This is a genomic window from Variovorax sp. SG517 (genome assembly GCF_013376045.1).
GTDB lineage: Bacteria > Pseudomonadota > Gammaproteobacteria > Burkholderiales > Burkholderiaceae_C > Variovorax.
Window position 1 is genome coordinate 331,281 of sequence record NZ_JABMJG010000005.1, and the last position, 17,568, is coordinate 348,848.

Sequence of the window (17,568 nt, forward strand, 5' to 3'; positions counted from 1 at the left end):
ACCGGACATGATAGACCGCCCACGATTTCATGGCGAGCCGGAGGGAACCGGCGGTTCGGACTTCGGGGTTTCCGCCGGCGACGGGTGCACCGCTTCGGTGCCGGCGGAGGTACTTATCGCCCGGCTCACCATATGCTCGGCCAGCGTGTCGTAGAGCGGCCGGCTGATCATGCGCGAGACCAGGCTGGCCAGCATCGCGGCGGCCATCAGGCTCAGCACCATCGAGTGGCCGTCGACCATCTCCATCACGATGATGAAGGCGGTGAGCGGCGCCTGCGTCACCGCCGCCAGGAAGCCGGCCATGCCCATGGCGATGAGCGCCGGCCCCTGTTCGCTGCTGGCGAGCCGGGCCACCGCGTCGCCGATGCCGGCGCCGATGGACAGCGACGGCGCGAAGATCCCGCCCGGCACGCCGCACCACGCCGTGAGCCAGGTGGCGACGAACTTGAGCACCGTGTACAGCGGCGTGAGCTCGTCATGCCCCTGCAGCATCTGCTTGACCGCCTCCGAGCCCGCGCCGAAGGTGACGCCGCCCGTGACCAGCCCGATGACGGCCACAGCCAGCCCGCCGACCGCCGCGAAGCGCACCGGAAAGCGCGCCCGCCAGCGATTGAAGCGCCCGGCCGTGCCGGTGAGCGAGGCGATCAGCAGCCGCGCGAACAGCCCGCCCGCGGCGCCGCTCAGCAGCGTGACCAGCAGGCCGGGCCCGAGCACGTCCCAGCCCAGCCGCGGCACGCGGATCACGCCGAAATAGCTGACGTTGCCGAAGGCCGAGACCGCCACCAGGCCCGCCAGCACGATGGCCGTGATGATCAGCCCGCTGGAGCGCGCCTCGAGCCGCCCCGACAGCTCCTCGATGGCGAACACCACGCCCGCCAGCGGCGCATTGAAGGCCGCCGCGATGCCCGCCGCGCCCCCCGCCACCAGCAGCGCGCGCCCGTCGATGGCCGTGTTGGGCGAGAGCCAGCGCCGCGCATGCTGCATCACGCCCGCCGCCACCTGCACGGAGGGGCCCTCGCGCCCGATCGACAGGCCCGCCGCGAAGCCGGCCACGCCCAGCCCGATCTTCGCGACCGTCAGCCGCAGCGAGGCGAACACGAAGCGCCGCTCGCCGGGCAGGGCCGGGTGCAGCGCGGCCTTGATCTGCGGGATGCCCGAGCCGCCCGCGCCCGGAAAGAAGCGCAGCGTGAACCAGACGATGCCGGCCGTGATCAGCGGCGTGGTCAGCAGCAAGGCCCAGGGCCAGGCGCGGTAGAAACGGTGGAACTGGCCGAAGACCCAGTCGCTGGCCAGCGTGAACCCCACCACGAAGAGGCCCGCCGCGATGGCGTAGCCCAGCACGATCGCGCGGTCGAGCCAGACGCGCCCGCTGGACAGCTCGGCGCGCAGATGCTCGAAAAAGTCGGGTTCGCGATTCATCGGTGCGGGCCATTCTGGCACCGCAGGGGATTGCGGGCAGTCGCCTTGGGGCACAATCGAGGGTTCTTCTCAACCTTCTCCTCCATCTACTTATCAGGGGCAGTGCATATGGCATCGGTCAATAAAGTCATCGTCGTCGGCAATCTGGGGCGCGACCCCGAGATGCGTACATTCCCGAGCGGCGACCAGGTCGCGAACGTCACAGTGGCCACCACCGATCGCTGGAAGGACAAGCAAAGCGGCGAAATGCGCGAAGCCACCGAGTGGCACCGCATCGTCTTCAACGGCCGCCTGGCCGAAATCGCCGGCCAGTACCTGCGCAAGGGCTCGCAGGTGTATGTCGAAGGAAGCCTGCGCACGCGCAAGTGGACCGACAAGGACGGCATCGAAAAGTACACCACCGAGATCCGCGCAGACCAGATGCAGATGCTGGGCAGCCGCCAGGGCCAGGGTGGCCCGTCGGGCCCGAGCGATGACGACGGCTACGGCGGCGGTGGCGGCGGCGGTTACTCGCAAGGTGGCGGCGGCGGCGGTGGTGGCGGCTACGCCCCGCGCGCACCTGCTGCTGCACCGCGCGCTCCGGCGCCGGCTCCGCGCCAGGCACCGGCCAAGTCGTCGTCGGGCTTCGACGACATGGACGACGACATTCCGTTCTGAAGCCGGTCGACCGGACCAGTCGCTGAAGGCCTGCTCTTCCGGGAGCAGGCCTTTTTTCATTGCCGGCGGCCTTCAGCCGGCTTGCGCAACGGGCTCCTTGCGCGCAGCCGCACTGGCGCCCAGGAACTCCAGCACCAGCTCGACGAAGCGATCGCCCTGCTCGACGTTCGACAGGTGCACCACCGGCAGCAGTTCGAAGCGTGCCCCGGGAATGCCCGTCGCGAGCTCCTCGCCATGGCGTGCCGAGGTCACGGTGTCGTGCTCGCCCGCGATGACCAGCGTGGGGCTCTCGATGACGCGCAGCGTCCTGCGCAGGTCGGCGTCGCGCACGGCGGCCCAGCTGCCGGCGATGCCTTCCCTGGGCGTGCGCAGCAGCGTCCGGTGGAACGCCTCGATGGTGGCGCCGCGGGCCTCCAGCATGTGGGCGGGAAACCAGTTGCGCAGGAACGTTTCGGCCGTGGCCGTCATGTCGGGCGCGGCCATCAGCCCGGCGATGGCCTGGTCCCACTGGCCGGCCGGGCCCAGCCAGGCGGCGGTGTTCGACAGCACCAGCCGGTCGACGCGCTCGGGTACGTGCACGCCCAGCCACTGGGCGACGATGCCGCCGAGGGACAGCCCGAGCACGTGCACGCGTTCCAGCCCCAGCGCGTCGAGCAGCTCGACGACGTCGCGCCCGAGCCGGTCCAGCGAGTAGGGCATGGCCGGTGCGCCGGACGCGCCGTGGCCGCGGGCGTCGTAGCGCAGCACGCGGAAGTGGCGCGCAAGCCGCGGCACCTGCGCGTCCCACATGTGCAGGTCGGTTCCGATGGAGTTCGACAGCAGCAGCACCGGCAGGCCGGCGTCCCCGTCGAAGCGATAGGCGACGGAAACGCCGTCGCCGGTGGTGAAGAAGGAAAGGTTCGAGTCCATGCCGGGTGGCCTTGCGATGAGTTTGACGATGGCTTCATCGTAGGCAGGCACCCGCGCGGCGGATACTACAAAGTTCAGACCATCCTTGTACGAATATCCAACGATGTCATCGGCCTTCACGCTCCACGACCTGCAGTGCTTCGACGCCGTCCTGCGCCATGGTAGTTTCCAGGCCGCGGCGCAGCGGCTGCACCGCACGCACCCTTCCGTGATCGCCTCGGTGGCCAAGCTGGAGCAGCAGCTGGGCATCGCGCTGCTGGACCGCTCCGGCTACCGCGTGAAGCCCACGGACGCGGGGCGCGCGCTGCATCGCAAGGCGGAATCGCTGCTTCGGGAGGCGGGCGACCTGAAGACCTACGCCGAGCAGCTGGCCATGGGGCAGGAGGCCGAGCTGCGTGTCGTGCTCGGCGACCTGTGTCCGCTGGCGCCCGTGTTGCAGCTGCTGGGCCGCTTCTTCGGCGCTTGGCCGCAGACGCGGCTGCACCTGCAGTTCGAATCCGTGACCGGGCCGTGGGAGCGCCTGCTCGACGGCGAGGCCGACCTCATCGTGCACCGGGTCGCCAAGAGCGACGTGCGCTTCGACTGGCTCGATCTCGGCAAGGTGGCGATGGTGCCGGTCGTGGCCGCGGGCTTCCTGCCGTTCCCGGTCACGGCGTCGATCACGCCGCAGCAGATGCAGCGCTTCACCCAATGCGTGATCCGGGACTCCGCCCGCCGCGCGCCCGAAACGCAGCACTACGTGGTCGAAGGCGCGCCGCAGTGCTCGGTGCCCGACATGCTGATGAAGAAGGAGCTCATCGCGAACGGCATGGCCTGGGGCCACCTGCCGCGCTTTCTCGTCGAGCCCGAGCTGAAGGACGGGCGGCTGCAGTCCATCGCGGGGCGGCACTTCCCGGGCATCGTCGAGGACCTCGTCGCCGCGCGGCTGCGCGACAGGCCGCACGGCCCCGTGGCGACCGCGCTTTGGGAATTTCTCGGCAGCCACGCGCCGCTCCTGAAACCGGCGCTGGGGCAGGTGCCGCGGGCAAGCAGCCGGGGCACGCCCCGGCCCGCGAATGCAGGACGCAAATCGACACGATGACGCGCAAGTCGCCGCCGGATAATGCGGGCTTTTTTGCCTCAGCAGCAAGCCAAGGATGAGTGCCGCGGATTTCCTTTTTTCTCCCGAAGTGCAGAAGCTCCTCGCGATCCTGTACGCGGCACCCGATCAGCAACTCCCGACCAGCGACCTTGCGCGGCGCTCGAAGCTCGGCGAGGCCGACGCAGCGCTCACCGTGGAGCACCTCGTCAAGAGCGGCATCGTGAAGCGGCAGGCGGCGAAGGCCGAGCAGGCCGAGACCCTGCAGGTCGATCGCGCCTTCGTCTTCCACGACGAACTGCGGCGCATCGCGTTCAAGTCGTTCGCCGTGGCGGAGCCGATCCGTTCCATGCTGCGCTCCAGGTTCAAGGACTCGGTCGTGCGCGCCTTCGTGCTGGGCGAGGACGCGCAGGGCACCGTGGAGCTGCTCGTCGTGCATGGCCAGCTCGTGCCGGACGAGGCCGCGATGGCGGCGGCCTGCCAGAAGCTGTCGAAGAGCATGGGGCGCCACCTCAAGGTGCACGTGGTTCCGCACGGCAGGCTCGACGGCATGTCGCCGCGCGATCCGCTGGCCCCGAAGCTCGCCGCGGGCAGCGCGCACGAGATCATCGCGCTCGGGGACACCAAGGCGCAGCTGCCCGTCGAGAAGGGCGGGCTGCTGCAGGCGGCCAGGAAGAAGCTGGCGACGCTGGCCCGGCCCTCGGCCTGACAGGGCTCAGCCGGCGGAGCGCTTCATGCGCCGCGCCGTCTCGACCACGGCGCCGCGCAGCGATCGCACCGTGGGGTGCGTCTCGAGTTCCTTCAACGTGAAGAAGCTCACCGGCGGCAGGTTCCAGCTCAGCCGGTAGGGCAGCGCGGCCCAGTGGCCCGCGGGCTCCATGCCGGCCAGCACGTCGCGCGCGAAGATGGTGACGGCGTTGGGCTCCTGGCGCAGCACCGTCTCGATGCTGCGGATCGCGGTGGTCTCCAGGATGGGCAGCGGCGGCTGGACGCCGGCGCCGACGAAGATCGCGTTGTAGGTCCTGCGCATGGGCGTGTTGGGCGGCGGCAGGATCCAGTCGAGCTGCGCGAGGCGCGCCCAGTCCAGCGGCCCGCGCGAGAGGCGCTTGACGTTCTTCGCGCCCACCACGAGGCAGGGCTCCTGCTCGTGGATCGCTTCCTGCACCAGCCCGCTCGCGTCGCCGTCGTAGGAGCGGCCGATGGCGCAGTCGAGCTCGCGCGCGACGAGGCCGGCGACCAGCTCGTCGGTCGTGCCTTCGCGCACCATCACCGAGATGCGCGGCGAGCGGTCGAGCAGATGCGTGAGCGCGGCCGACATGAGCTGCTGCGGCACCTGCTGCGTGAGGCCCAGCCGCAGGCGACCGCTGCGCCCGGCTTCCAGCGAGGTGAGCACGCGCGTGGTCGCCTCGAGCTCGGCCAGCCAGCGCCGCGCGTAGTGCAGCACCGCGTCGCCGGCGGCGGTCGGCACCAGCCCCCTGCTGGAGCGCTCGAAGAGCGTGCTGCCGAAGATGTCCTCGACCTCGTGCAGCGCCTTGGTGATCGCCGGCTGGCTGAGCTGCATCTCGGCGGCGACGCGGCTGAGCGTGCGATGCCGGTCGATGGCCTGCAGCAGTGAAAGCTGGCGCAGCTTGAGGCGCGAGAGCAGCGCGTGCTGCAGCTCGACGGCGGGGTCGCGGGCAGTGGACAAGGCCATAACTCCATGGTTATCGGGCTATCAGAAATTATTTCACTTTGGTGAATTGCGAGTCCTAGACTTTTCCCATGGACCCGATCAATGCACCGATGACGACGAAGACCACCGGCATCACGGCCGGCTTCCTGGACGCCCTGGCCGAGGCGGCCGGCGCCGAAGAGGCGCTGCGCCTGATCGACGGCTGCCGCCTGCGGATCGCGCCGGGCAGCATCTTCAGCATCCAGCAGAACGTGACGACCGGGCGCGACGCTGCCGGCCAGGTCCTGCTGCGCCGCTTCTATTCGTCGGAAGCCGGCACCTTCCCGGTCAACGGCGCGAAGCGCAAGACGCGCACGCCGTGGACCGAGCGTCTCTTCATGCAGGGGCGCGTGTTCGTGGGCGAGGGCGAGCAGGTGCTCGCGCGGAACTTCGACGACTTCGACCAGATGCGCGCCTACGGGCTGCGCAGCGTGGTCAACGTGCCGATGCTGCAGGGCACGGTCTGCTACGCCACCTTCAACGTCTTCGGCACCCGCGAGCGCTGGCTGCCGGAGGAGCTCTTCGGCATACGGCTGCTGGCGCTCGCCGCCGCGCGGTGGGTGCCTGCCGTGCCCGGGCTCGCCTACAGCTTCGAGGAGACGCCATGCCTGTGACCGCCTTGCACCACTTCACCATCCGCTGCACGCCGGACGAGCTGCCGCCGCTGGTCGATTTCTACACGCGCGTGATGCGCCTCACGGTCGGCGCGCGGCCGGAGATTCCCGCGCCCGGCGCGTGGCTGTATGCGGACGGCCAGCCCATCGTGCATCTCTACGCGCACCTGTCGGCGCCCGACCGGCCCGGCGATGCGGGCGGGGCCGTCACGGGCCACCTCGACCACATCTCGTTCCGCTCGCACGGGCTGGCCGAGATGCGCGAGCACCTTCGCGCACTGGGCGTTCCCTTCGCCGAGGCGCCCATTCCCGGCTGGGCGATCCACCAGCTCTTCCTGCACGATCCGCGCGGCCTGAAGATCGAGATGACCTTCTGGATGGACCAGGAAGAAGGGAGCGCCGCATGACGCACTTCGTGCAGGCGGGCGAGTTGCGCATCGCCTTCGATCGCGAGGGCGACGGCCCGCCGCTGCTCCTGATGCACGGGGCGGAAGCCTCGCGGCAGATGTTCGCGGCGCTGGTGCCGCTTCTGTCGAAGCACTTCACCGTGATCGCCTACGACCAGCGCGACTGCGGCGAGACCGAAGGGCCGGAGCGCGCATCGACGCTTGCCGACCTGGCGGACGACGCGCAGCGGCTCGTCAAGGCGCTGGGCTTCAGGCGCGCGCATGTGTTCGGCTCGTCCTTCGGCGGCCGGGTCGCGCAGGCGCTGGCGCTGATGCACCCGCGTTCGGTCGATCGCCTCGTGCTGGGCAGCACCTGGCCGCTGCCGAGGCCGTACGAAGAGCTGTGTCCCGACGCGCGGCGCCTGGGCGAACTGCGCCGCGAGCTGCCGGCCACGGCGGAGGAACTGGCGACATGGTTCTTCCCCGAAGCCTTCCTCGCGCAGCGGCCCGAGCTGAGGCGGCTGTTCGCGAACGCGAGGCCGGGATCCGCGCGCTCAGAGCGGCGTGCCGCGACGGTGCAGACCGCGCTGGAGCAAGGCGTGGCCGACATCCTCGCGCCCACGCTTGTGCTGGCGGGCGAACTCGACCGCGTGGTGCCGGCGAGCGTCACGCTCTCGATGGCCGGCCGCATCCGCGGCGCCGATGCGGTGCTGCTGCCCGGCGTCGGCCATGTCACGGCGATGCAGGCGCCGCAGATGCTGGCGCATCACATCGTCCGCTTCCTAGAGACCTGACACAGACCACCCGGAACCCGAAGGAGCCAGGCCATGAGCACGAACCATGAACGCGCAGCCGCGAGCGAGCGCGGCCGCCCCGACTACATCCGCATCGAGGGGCTCTCCAAGCACTTCGGCGACGGCGGCGAAGGCGTGCTCGCGCTGAAGGACATCGACTGCGGCATCGAGCAGGGCAGCTTCGTGACCATCGTGGGGCCGAGCGGCTGCGGCAAGAGCACGCTGCTGCGCATCCTCGCGGGCCTGCTCGACTACGACATCGGCCGCGTGGTGCTCGACGGCCAACCGATCCGCGGCACGCGGCGCGACGTGGGCGTGGTGTTCCAGAGCTCGATCCTGCTGCCCTGGCGCACCATCCTCGAGAACGTGATGCTGCCGGCCGAGGTGCTGGGCATTCCGGCGAAGCAGGCGAGAGAGCGGGCCATGCAGCTGCTGCAGATGGTTCGCCTCGAAGGCTTCGAGCACAAGCTGCCGCGCCAGCTCAGCGGCGGCATGCAGCAGCGCGCCTCGATCGCGCGGGCGCTGCTGCACGACCCCAAGATCCTGCTGATGGACGAGCCCTTCGGCGCGCTCGACGCGATGACGCGCGAGCGCATGAACCTGGAGCTGCAGCGCATCTGGATGGAAAGCGGCAAGACGGTGGTGTTGATCACGCACTCGATTCCCGAGGCGGTGTTCCTCGGCGACAGGGTGTTCGTGATGTCGCCGCGCCCCGGCACGCTCGAGCGCGTGCTGCCCGTCGACCTGCCGCGTCCGCGCTCGATGGACGTGATGTCGCATCCCTCGTTCGCCGCCGCGTCCGCGTCGATCCGCGAGCGCTTTTCGCATGCGGCTTCGTTCGACTGATTCCGTTCGATTCAAAGAGGCCATCAGATGACCACCGCCATGCTCGCCAAGTCCGACCCCTCTGCGCTATCCGACGACCGTGCGCCGGCTCCCGCGAAACCCAAGCCGCGCCGCCGCGCCAATCCGCTCGCCTCGACGCGGGTGCAGTCGATCCTGCTGCTCGTCGCGCTGCTCGGGTCGTGGGAAGGGGCCGTGCGGCTCTTCAAGGTGCCGCAGCACCTGGTGCCGCCGGTGAGCGACATCGCTGTCGCGCTGTGGCGCGGCCTCGCTACCGGGCCCCTGGCCAAGGACGGCTTCTGGTACCACGGCGGCGTGACGGTGGCGGAGATTCTTCTGGGCTTTCTCATCGGCAGCGGCGTGGGCCTCGCGATCGGCATCGTGGTGTCGCAGATGCCGAGGGTCGAGGCGCTGCTGGAGCCCTACGTCGCCGCGCTGCAGAGCGTGCCCAAGGTGGCGGTCGCGCCGATCATCGTGGTGTGGCTGGGCTTCGGCATCGGCTCGAAGGTGATGATCATCTGCCTGCTCACCTTCTTCCCCGTGCTGGTGACCAGCATCGCGGGCTTCAAGGCGGTGGACCCCGACCGCATCGACCTGCTGCGCTCGCTCTCGGCCACGCAGTGGCAGATCTTCCGCAAGGCGAAGTTTCCGAGCGCGCTGCCCTACATCTTCGCGGGGCTGAACATGGCCGCGGCCTTCAGCGTGGTCGGCGCGGTGGTGGGCGAGTTCGTCGGCGCGCAGGCCGGGCTCGGCGTGCTCATCCTGCAGATGGAAGCGCAGGCCGACACCGGCGGCAGCTTCGCGGTGTGCGTGGTGCTGTCGGTGATCGGCATCGTGCTGAGCGACCTGCTGCGCCGCATCCAGCGCCGCGTGCTGCACTGGATGCCGGCCGACGCCTCGCGGCAGCGGACGGTGAACGTCTGACCCGCGCATTCCTGCATTCCCCCATTCCCGTATTTCTTTCCGCATGAAGAAGGAGCGAGCCATGTTGACGCGACGTGATTTCGGCCTGGGCATCGGCGCCCTCGGCCTTGCAGCCGGCCTGCCGGCATGGGCGCAGGGCCTGCGGGTGATGAAGGTGGCGAACACCGCGGCGGTGAACGATCCGCAGCAGTGCTTCACCACCGCGGGCCAGCACCCCCGGCTGAACTTCTACAAGTCGAAGGGCGTGGACGTGGAGTACGTCAACATGTCGAGCATGACGCAGGCGCTGCAGAGCCTGCGCGCCGGCCACGTCGACTTCGGGCCGGCGGTGCCGGGCATCCTGCTGCCCGCGATGGCGAAGGACCCGTCGCTCGACCTGGTGAGCGTCTACAAGTGGCTGCCGCGCAATGCGAACGCGATCGTGGTGAAGCCCGGCAGCCCGATCAGGTCGGCCGCCGACCTCGCGGGCAAGCGCATCGGCGTGCGCAGCCAGGGCGACACAGGCATCGTCATCACGAAGATCATGCTGGCCGAACTGGGGTTGAAGGACGACGGCTGCGAGTACATCGCCATCGGCGACGGTGCGCCGGCAGGTGCGGCGATCGACAACGACCGCGTGGACGCGATGGTGGCCTTCGACACGGCAGCCGCCCGCATCGAGCTGGTGGGAACGAAGCTGCGCTACGTGCCGCTCACGCCGAAGTTCGCGCAACTGGGCTCGGGCTGGCTGTGCGTGCCGCGCAGGCTGCTCAAGGACGACCGCAAGGCGCTGGTGGCGCTGTTCCAGGGCATTGCGAAGTCGACGCTCTTCTCGAACGCGAACCTCGACGCGGCGATCGACCTGCACTGGGCCACCTACCCCGAGAGCCGGCCCAAGGGCCGCAGCGAGGACGAGGCGCGCAAGGAGCTTGCCTTCATCCTCAAGGACCGCAGGAACAGCTGGATGCGCCGGCCCGACGATCCGGACCAGCGCATGGGCGCGTCGTCGGTGGCCGAGTGGAAGGCCAACATCGAGATGACGGCCGAGAGCAGCAAGAACCCGAAGCTGGCCAGCGAGCTCGGCGACCCGAGCCGGCTGTTCACCAACGAGCTGATCGACGACATCAACGCCTTCGACAAGCAGGCGGTGATCCAGATGGCCAGGGATTTCAGGCTTTGACAGGCGCAAGGAGCAGCAGGCCATGGACGTTCTCATCTCCGGCGCCAGCATGGCTGGCCTCTCGGCGGCCCACTGGTTCGCCCGCCTCGGCCACCGGGTGACGGTCGTCGAGCGTGCCGACGGCCTGCGCCCCGGCGGCGCGCCCATCGACGTTCGCGGACGCGCGCTCGCCACCGCGCAGCGGATGGGCATCCTCGCGAGGATCGAGGAAGAGAAGGTCGCCGTCATCGAGCCGGCGCCGGTGCTCGACGGCACGGGAGCGCAGGTCGCGACGCTCGACCTGCGCTGGTTCGCCAATGAGACCGACGACGACATCGAGATCACGCGGGACCGGCTCAACCGGATCCTGCTGGACGCCATCCCCGACGGGGTGGAGTTCCGCTTCAAGGCTTCCATCGCGGCGATCGCCGACGGGGTGGGTGGCGCGGGCGGCGTGGATGTCGCCTTCGCGGATGGGCGGCGTGGGCGCTACGACCTCGTCGTGGGCGCCGACGGGCTGCACTCCAACGTGCGCAGGCTCGCCTTCGGGCCGGAGAAGGACTACGTCCGGCACTTCGGCCACTACGTCGCGCTGGTCGATCTTCCGGCCGGCCGGACGTGGCACCGCGCCATGCTCAACGTGCCGGGCCTCACGATCGCCGTGCGCGATGCGGGCGACGGCCCGCAGGGAATGATGCTCGCGGCCAGCCCCGAGATCGACTACGACTACCGCGATCTCGATGCGCAGCGCCAGCTGATCGACCGGCTCCTCTCCCGCGTCGACGCGTGGCAGGTGCCCGCGATGCGCGAGGCCTTTGCCGATCCCAGCGCCAGGGGCTTCTACTTCGATTCGGTCAGCCAGACCCGCATGCCGGGCTGGACGCGCGGCAACGTCGCCGTCATCGGCGACGCGGGCCATTGCGCCGCGCTGCTGTCGGGCATGGGGACGACGCTGGCGATGGTGTCGGCCGAACTCCTGGCGAACACCTGGACCGAGGCCGGCGGCGACATGGAGGCGGCATCGCCGCTCTATCACGACCGCCTGCGGCCCTATGTGGAGCAGTGCCAGGCATTCGCCGGCGAAGGCGCCCCGATCATGGTGCCGCCCACGCAGCAGGCGCTCGACGAGCGCAACGCGATGTTCCGCGAGTACGCGGTCCGGTTCGCGAAGTGAGCTGAACCGGGAGCCGGCCGCTCCCCGCGGGGGCGCCGGCAGACCGCGGCCTCGAGACCGGGCTCGCGGCGATCCGCGATGTCGCCTTCTCACCCCCGCGGTCGTCGAAGCAGCCGGCGAGTTTGCCTGCGCGGGGAATTCGAATTGCAGCGCGCCGGAATAGATGCTGGAAATCCTCTTCTTTCCTCTTTGCGTATGCACCCGAAACGGAGGCTATTGTTCGGCCAATTGGGTATCGCGTGAGCCGATGGTGACGCTTTGGCGATCTCGATCAATAAGTTGGAATTACATTCCATCGATTATTTTCAGTCATTGTTTCGTGGGCGAAGACAATCACGGTAATTGATGTGTGGCCGGACGGAAATTAATTCCAAGGCATTAAGAAAAACTCGATTTGAAAGCCGATTGCATTCGGCCGTCGCGCGTGCGGGCGCGTTTAACCGGCAATCTGCAGCAAGACAAATGACTTTTTCATTGCCATTGATATCAAAATAATGGTTACGAAAAATAACTGAATCAGCCGGCAAAAAAGTACGATGTAAGTGATTAATTCAGTCGTATCTTAGTATTACTATTGAGTGATGATGGTCAATTGAAAATGTTCTTCAATTCGACTTTATGACTCCAAAATGAGACATCGGTAGTTGCTTAATTCCATCCTCTTTTTAAGATTTATTTGTTGGGGCTATTCCAAGAAAAAAGCAGGGAGCTGAATGGTTTTCAACCGTTCGATAGATCTTTCAAACGGATGGATGGAGCTGATGAACAAGACTTACCGCTCTCTATGGAACGAATCCCTTGGCGCCTGGGTTGCGGCGTCGGAAAACACCCAGGCGCGCGGCAAATGCGGTGGAAGCCGCGTGGCGCTGGCATCTAGCCGGCTCACCTTGCTCTCACCGGGGCACCTGCGCGCGGGGGCCGTGACTGCGCTGCTGGCCGTCGCCGGGCTCGGAGGGGCTTCGATCGCGCAGGCGCAGTCGGCGATCTGCACCACGGCGCCTTACAACTACTACAGCGGCAGCGCGACCTGCGTGGGGCAGCAGTCTCAAGCAACTGCCGGCGGAGCCACTGCCATAGGCTATGGGGCCACCAGTACAGGCCTGAATGCCGTGACACTAGGCTACGGCGCCATTGCATCTGCGGTGAATGCCCTTTACCTGGGCGCTCGTACCGCTCCGGGGACGGGTGCATTGAGCGAGAGTTCGATCGCAATCGGTACGGACGTGACCGCAAGCGGCAACGCTGCCGTTGCCGTTGGCGTACAAGCCGCCGCAACCGCCCAGACGGCGACCGCTATCGGCTCCACGGCAAGGGCGACCGACGAGGCGGCCACGGCCGTAGGGAACGCCGCTCGAGCTCTAGGGAACAGTTCGGTCGCGCTCGGAGCCCAGGCGGTTGCAAGCGGAGCCAGCACGGTCGCGGTCGGCCAGGGCGCGGGCGCGGGCTCGACGGCCGCCAACACGGGTTCGGCCGCAGTGGGCATCGCCGCCGGCACGCTGGTCACCGGCGCGCAGAACACCGCCATGGGCGGAGGCATTGCGAGCGTGATGCGGGGCGCGGGGTCGGGCGTCACGGGAACGCGCAACATCGCCCTCGGCGCAGGCGACAGCACCGTTGCCTACGACGCCACCTTGAAGGCCTCGGCTGGTAACCTGGTAAGCGGCAACGACAACATCGCCATCGGTACCAACGCCGGCATCGGTGTCGCGAGCAACGCGACGACGTCGATCGGCCTGAACGCCAAAGCGAGCGTGGGCAACGCGATTGCCATCGGTACCCAGGCAAGCGCTTCGGCACTGGATGCCGTCGCGCAAGGCAGCAGCGCCAGCGCTGGCGGCCGCAACGCCATCGCGATCGGCTTCCAGGCGGTCGCCTCCCAGATCAACTCCATCAATCTGGGCGCGCGCACAGTGGTGGGAACGGGCGCCACGGCCGAGGCCGCCATCGCAGTGGGCACCGATGTCGAGGCGTCCCAGACGCGCGCAGTCGCGGTGGGCATCGCAAATCACGCGACCGGCGTCGACGCGCTTTCGATCGGTACGCGGACCAACGCGGGTGCCGACAACGCCACCGCGCTCGGCTCGGGCGGGACCACCGCCGCGACCGCCGTGCGCGCCGCCGGCACCGGTTCCGTGGCGGTGGGCGGCAACGCGACCGCAGGCGCCAATGCAGCGGGAACCAATGCCATCGCCATCGGCGGAGAGTCGTCCGCGACCCAGACGGAGGCGATCGCAGTGGGCCGTCTGTCCAGCGCCTCGGCGCTGAACACCATCGCCGTCGGCAGCAACGCCCGGGCGGATTCGGCCCAAGCGGTTTCAATCGGCACCAACGCCACCGCCACTGGCGGTAAGGCCGTCTCGATCGGCTCCGGCAACACTGCCTACGGCGATGGCGCCGTGGCCATCGGCGACCCGAGCTTTGCGAGCGGCACCGGCGCGTTCGTCGGCGGCGCAGACAACATCGCCAACAGCGACGGCACGGCCTCGGCCACCGCCGCCAACCAGGCCAATGGTGCGGTCGCCATCGGCAATGGCAACAAGGCCATCGGCCAAGGATCGGTGGCATTGGGCAATGGCTCCACCGCCGGTGCCGTCGGCAAGGCGGGCAGCGTGGCTGTTGGCGATGCGGCAACCGCGACGGCCAATGCGGGCGACGTCGCGCTGGGCTCCGGCTCTGTCACCGCTACGGCGGTGGGAACGCCCAGCGCGACCATCGGCGGCACGGTCTACAACTTCAAAGGCACCACGCCGACGAGCACCGTGAGCGTGGGCAGTGTGGGCGCCGAGCGCACGATCACCAACGTGGCTGCCGGCCGGATTTCCGACACCTCGACCGATGCCATCAACGGCTCGCAGCTGAACGCCACGAACCTGCAGGTCACGAAGAACACGGCCGACATCACCAACATCAATGCCGGCGGGGGCATCAAGTACTTCCACGCCAATTCGACCCAGCCCGACTCGCAGGCGGTCGGAGCGGAATCTGTCGCCATCGGCCCGAACGCAGTGGCCAACAACGCCGGCGCCGTGGCGCTGGGCTCAGGCTCGGTGACTGACGTGGCCGTCGGCACTGCCAGCACGGTGATCGGTGGCACGACCTACAACTTCGCCGGCACCACGCCGACGAGCACGGTCAGCGTCGGTGCCGTCGGCGCTGAGCGCACCATCACCAACGTGGCCGCAGGCCGGCTCTCCGACACCTCGACCGATGCCGTCAACGGCTCGCAGCTGAACGCCACGAACCTGCAGGTCACGAAGAACACGAACGACATCACCAACATCAACGCTGGTGCGGGCATCAAGTATTTCCACGCGAACTCGACCCAGCCCGACTCGCAGGCGCTCGCGACGGATTCCGTCGCCATCGGGCCGAACGCCGTGGCCAGCAACGCCGGCGCCGTGGCGCTGGGCTCCGGGTCCACCACGGCTGCTGCCGTCGGCACGGCCAGCACGGTGATCAACGGCACGACCTACAACTTCGCCGGCACCACGCCGACGAGCACGGTCAGCGTCGGTTCCGTCGGCGGCGAACGCACGATCACCAACGTGGCGGCCGGCAGACTCTCGGGCTCGTCGACCGACGCTGTCAACGGCTCACAGCTGTTCTTCACCAACCAGTCGATCGAAAACCTGAGCACCACCGTCACCGCCAACAAGATCAGGTACTACAGCGTCAACTCCACCGGCGGCGGCAACGAAAACAACAACGGCGCGACAGGTGCCGACGCCATCGCCTCCGGCAAGGATGCGAGCTCGACCGTCGACGGCGGGGTCGCACTCGGCTCTGGTTCCATCTCCGACCGCGCGATCGCAGGCAGCACCGGCAACATCCCCGCAGGCAGTTCCCTGATCCCGTTCAACACGACAGACCGCACGCTGCTGGGCGCACTCTCCGTTGGCAGCGCCACCACCTACCGCCAGATCACCAACGTCGCCGACGGCACGCAGGCGCAGGACGCGGTCACGGTGCGGCAGCTCAGCGGGGCGCTGCAGTCCTTCGCGGTCACGCCGATCCAGTACTTCCACGCCAACTCCACGGCGGCGGACTCGCTGGCCATCGGCACGGAGTCGGTGGCGGTCGGCCCGCAGACGGTGGTCAATGGCAACAACGGCGTCGGCATCGGCAACGGCGCGGTGGTGCAGCAGAGCGCGCCGGGCGGCATCGCGATCGGCCAGGGCTCGACTTCGCACCTGGCCGATTCGATCGCGCTGGGCACGCAGTCGTCCGCCGCGGCGGTGCAGGGCGTCGCGCTGGGCGCGGGCACCAGCGTGACGCAGGCCGGCGGCGTGGCGCTGGGCGCGGGATCGGTGGCTTCGACGGCCGCAGGCGTGGCGGGCTACGTGCCGCCCACCGCGACCGACGCGCAGCGCGTCGCCATCGGCGCGACCACCAGCACGCTGGCGGCGGTGTCGGTGGGCAATGCCGCCAGCGGCCAGTTCCGCCAGATCACCGGCGTGGCCGCGGGCACGGCCGACAGCGACGCGGTCAACGTGTCTCAGCTGCGCGGCGTGCAGGGCCAGGTGGCGGTGATCGACCAGTCCACGGTCAAGTACGACACCAACCCCGACGGCACGACCAACTACAACAGCGTGACCATGGGCGGCAGCAACGCCACGGGCCCGGTCACGGTGCACAACGTGGCGCCGGGCGTGGCGGGCACCGACGCCGTCAACGTCAACCAGCTCAACGCGACCAGCGCCGGCCTGAACAACCGCATCAACGCCCTGGGCGACCGCCTCGACGGCGTCGAGAAGAACGCCTACGCCGGCGTGGCGGCGGCGATGGCGCTTCAGATGCCGGGCAGCTACGTGCCGGGCAAGACGGTCATGCGCATCGGCGCGGGCTCCTTCAAGGGCCAGAACGCGGTGGGCATCAGCTTCCGGCGCACCGCGGAGAACAACGCCTGGAGCATCACCGGCGGCGTGGCCACCAGCCGTGCCGGCGTGGGTGCCACCGTCGGCGCGGAATGGGTCTTCAACTGAAGGGAAGGCGACACAGATGAACCGGACGAACCCCATCATGAACAAGCTTCTTCGCGCCAGAGCCCTTTCGACCATTTCCGCGCTCGCCATGGCCGCGCTGCTGGCCGGCGGCTGCGCCAGCCCGAGCTACACCGTCACGCCCGAGATGCAGGCCCGCGCCGCCTCGGAAAACCCGGCGCCGCCGAAGGACGACGAGTTCCCCGCGCCCGGCTCTGCCAGGTGGCAGCAAGGCGCCTTCCCGAGCCTCGATGCCCTGCGCGCCATGCGCACCGGCATGGGCAAGGACCAGGTGCGCGAGCTGCTGGGCTTTCCGCACTTCAGCGAAGGGCTGGGCGGCGTGCGCGAGTGGAACTACATCTTCCACTTCCGCACGGGCGCCGGCCCGGAGTACCTCACCTGCCAGTACATGGTCCGCTTCAACGCGGACGTGCTGACCAACGGCATGTACTGGAAGGGGCCGGGCTGCGCCGACCTGCTCAGGCCATTGCCGGCGGCGGCCGCGCCTGCCGTCGCCGTCGCACCCGTGGCGGCCCCGGCGGCCAGGACGACGCTCGGCGCCGACGGCCTGTTCCGCTTCGACGGCCGCACGCTGGCCGACCTGCTGCCCGAGGGCCGCCGCAAGCTCGATGCGCTGGCCGCCGGCATCGGCAGCGGCGCATCGGTGGAAGCCGTCAGGGTCACGGGCCACACCGACCGGCTCGGCAGCGACGCCTACAACCAGGCGCTCTCGCTGGCCCGCGCCGGCACCGTGCGCGACTACCTGGTGCAGGCCGGCGTGCCGGCGCGCAAGGTCCAGGTCCAGGGCAGGGGCGCGTCGGAGCCGAAGGTGCAGTGCGCGCGGCAGGCGTCGCGGGCGGCGCTCATCGACTGCCTCGCCCCGAACCGCCGCGTCGAGATCGAGGTGTTCGCGGGGCGCTAAACGAAAGCCCGAAGGCCGCC

The 17,568-nt window shown here is 69.0% G+C and carries 15 protein-coding genes; 12 read left to right on the forward strand and 3 right to left on the reverse strand.

All coding sequences use genetic code 11. The features are described 5' to 3' along the window. Positions 1 to 27: 27 nt before the first annotated feature. Positions 28 to 1,419, reverse strand: coding sequence for a chloride channel protein (locus FHT32_RS17450; RefSeq protein ID WP_176665864.1), 1,392 nt, complete (start codon positions 1,417 to 1,419; stop codon positions 28 to 30). Between the two features lie 108 nt (positions 1,420 to 1,527). On the opposite strand from FHT32_RS17450, the gene ssb reads away from it, so the two are divergent. After that, positions 1,528 to 2,076 carry a single-stranded DNA-binding protein gene (gene ssb, locus FHT32_RS17455; RefSeq protein ID WP_176665865.1) on the forward strand — a complete coding sequence of 183 codons (549 nt, stop codon included), beginning with the start codon at positions 1,528 to 1,530 and terminating at the stop codon, positions 2,074 to 2,076. 72 nt (positions 2,077 to 2,148) lie between these two features. On the opposite strand, the gene pcaD is transcribed toward ssb, so the two are convergent. Beyond that, entirely contained in the window at positions 2,149 to 2,985 is an 837-nt protein-coding gene (gene pcaD / locus FHT32_RS17460) for a 3-oxoadipate enol-lactonase (RefSeq protein WP_176665866.1), read from the reverse strand. Positions 2,986 to 3,088: 103 nt separating this feature from the next. Here pcaD and FHT32_RS17465 point away from each other — a divergent pair, with 103 nt between their 5' ends. Next, on the forward strand, positions 3,089 to 4,066 hold the full coding sequence (locus FHT32_RS17465) for a LysR family transcriptional regulator (protein ID WP_176665867.1): 978 nt from the start codon (positions 3,089 to 3,091) through the stop codon (positions 4,064 to 4,066). A 55-nt stretch (positions 4,067 to 4,121) separates the two neighbouring features. Beyond that, on the forward strand, positions 4,122 to 4,772 hold the full coding sequence (locus tag FHT32_RS17470; protein ID WP_176665868.1) for a hypothetical protein: 651 nt from the start codon (positions 4,122 to 4,124) through the stop codon (positions 4,770 to 4,772). Positions 4,773 to 4,778: 6 nt separating this feature from the next. Here FHT32_RS17470 and FHT32_RS17475 read toward each other — a convergent pair whose 3' ends face one another. Then, positions 4,779 to 5,750, reverse strand: a complete 972-nt coding sequence (locus tag FHT32_RS17475) for a LysR family transcriptional regulator (RefSeq protein WP_176665869.1) — start codon at positions 5,748 to 5,750, stop codon at positions 4,779 to 4,781. A gap of 74 nt (positions 5,751 to 5,824) precedes the next feature. Between FHT32_RS17475 and FHT32_RS17480 the strand changes: the two genes are divergently transcribed. From FHT32_RS17480 to FHT32_RS17520, 9 genes are all read left to right on the forward strand, one after another. Continuing rightward, entirely contained in the window at positions 5,825 to 6,388 is a 564-nt protein-coding gene (locus FHT32_RS17480) for a GAF domain-containing protein (RefSeq protein ID WP_176665870.1), read from the forward strand. After that, on the forward strand, positions 6,379 to 6,795 hold the full coding sequence (locus FHT32_RS17485; protein WP_176665871.1) for a VOC family protein: 417 nt from the start codon (positions 6,379 to 6,381) through the stop codon (positions 6,793 to 6,795). Before FHT32_RS17480 ends, FHT32_RS17485 begins: the two co-directional genes overlap by 10 nt. Beyond that, positions 6,792 to 7,568: an alpha/beta fold hydrolase gene (locus FHT32_RS17490; RefSeq protein ID WP_176665872.1), complete on the forward strand. Its 777-nt coding sequence runs from the start codon at positions 6,792 to 6,794 to the stop codon at positions 7,566 to 7,568. Before FHT32_RS17485 ends, FHT32_RS17490 begins: the two co-directional genes overlap by 4 nt. Before the next feature lie 33 nt (positions 7,569 to 7,601). Further along, positions 7,602 to 8,414, forward strand: coding sequence for an ABC transporter ATP-binding protein (locus FHT32_RS17495; RefSeq protein ID WP_176665873.1), 813 nt, complete (start codon positions 7,602 to 7,604; stop codon positions 8,412 to 8,414). A gap of 27 nt (positions 8,415 to 8,441) precedes the next feature. Beyond that, positions 8,442 to 9,335, forward strand: a complete 894-nt coding sequence (locus FHT32_RS17500; RefSeq protein ID WP_176665874.1) for an ABC transporter permease — start codon at positions 8,442 to 8,444, stop codon at positions 9,333 to 9,335. A 61-nt stretch (positions 9,336 to 9,396) separates the two neighbouring features. Next, positions 9,397 to 10,494 carry an ABC transporter substrate-binding protein gene (locus FHT32_RS17505; RefSeq protein ID WP_176665875.1) on the forward strand — a complete coding sequence of 366 codons (1,098 nt, stop codon included), beginning with the start codon at positions 9,397 to 9,399 and terminating at the stop codon, positions 10,492 to 10,494. A gap of 22 nt (positions 10,495 to 10,516) precedes the next feature. After that, complete coding sequence (locus tag FHT32_RS17510; protein WP_176665876.1) at positions 10,517 to 11,647, forward strand: FAD-dependent monooxygenase; 1,131 nt, start codon at positions 10,517 to 10,519, stop codon at positions 11,645 to 11,647. A gap of 761 nt (positions 11,648 to 12,408) precedes the next feature. Then, entirely contained in the window at positions 12,409 to 16,629 is a 4,221-nt protein-coding gene (locus FHT32_RS17515; RefSeq protein ID WP_176665877.1) for an ESPR-type extended signal peptide-containing protein, read from the forward strand. 37 nt (positions 16,630 to 16,666) lie between these two features. Next, positions 16,667 to 17,548 (forward strand): OmpA family protein, encoded by an 882-nt coding sequence (locus FHT32_RS17520; RefSeq protein WP_256099034.1) that lies wholly within the window; start codon positions 16,667 to 16,669, stop codon positions 17,546 to 17,548. The last annotated feature ends 20 nt before the right edge of the window (positions 17,549 to 17,568 follow it).

Coding starts and splice junctions, on each gene's coding strand:
- FHT32_RS17450 (WP_176665864.1), bottom strand. CDS start 1,419: ATGAATCGCGAACCCGACTTTTTCGAGCATCTGCGCGCCGAGCTGTCC.
- pcaD (WP_176665866.1), bottom strand. CDS start 2,985: ATGGACTCGAACCTTTCCTTCTTCACCACCGGCGACGGCGTTTCCGTC.
- FHT32_RS17465 (WP_176665867.1), top strand. CDS start 3,089: ATGTCATCGGCCTTCACGCTCCACGACCTGCAGTGCTTCGACGCCGTC.
- FHT32_RS17490 (WP_176665872.1), top strand. CDS start 6,792: ATGACGCACTTCGTGCAGGCGGGCGAGTTGCGCATCGCCTTCGATCGC.
- FHT32_RS17485 (WP_176665871.1), top strand. CDS start 6,379: ATGCCTGTGACCGCCTTGCACCACTTCACCATCCGCTGCACGCCGGAC.
- FHT32_RS17510 (WP_176665876.1), top strand. CDS start 10,517: ATGGACGTTCTCATCTCCGGCGCCAGCATGGCTGGCCTCTCGGCGGCC.
- FHT32_RS17515 (WP_176665877.1), top strand. CDS start 12,409: ATGAACAAGACTTACCGCTCTCTATGGAACGAATCCCTTGGCGCCTGG.
- ssb (WP_176665865.1), top strand. CDS start 1,528: ATGGCATCGGTCAATAAAGTCATCGTCGTCGGCAATCTGGGGCGCGAC.
- FHT32_RS17470 (WP_176665868.1), top strand. CDS start 4,122: ATGAGTGCCGCGGATTTCCTTTTTTCTCCCGAAGTGCAGAAGCTCCTC.
- FHT32_RS17495 (WP_176665873.1), top strand. CDS start 7,602: ATGAGCACGAACCATGAACGCGCAGCCGCGAGCGAGCGCGGCCGCCCC.
- FHT32_RS17480 (WP_176665870.1), top strand. CDS start 5,825: ATGGACCCGATCAATGCACCGATGACGACGAAGACCACCGGCATCACG.
- FHT32_RS17505 (WP_176665875.1), top strand. CDS start 9,397: ATGTTGACGCGACGTGATTTCGGCCTGGGCATCGGCGCCCTCGGCCTT.
- FHT32_RS17500 (WP_176665874.1), top strand. CDS start 8,442: ATGACCACCGCCATGCTCGCCAAGTCCGACCCCTCTGCGCTATCCGAC.
- FHT32_RS17520 (WP_256099034.1), top strand. CDS start 16,667: ATGAACAAGCTTCTTCGCGCCAGAGCCCTTTCGACCATTTCCGCGCTC.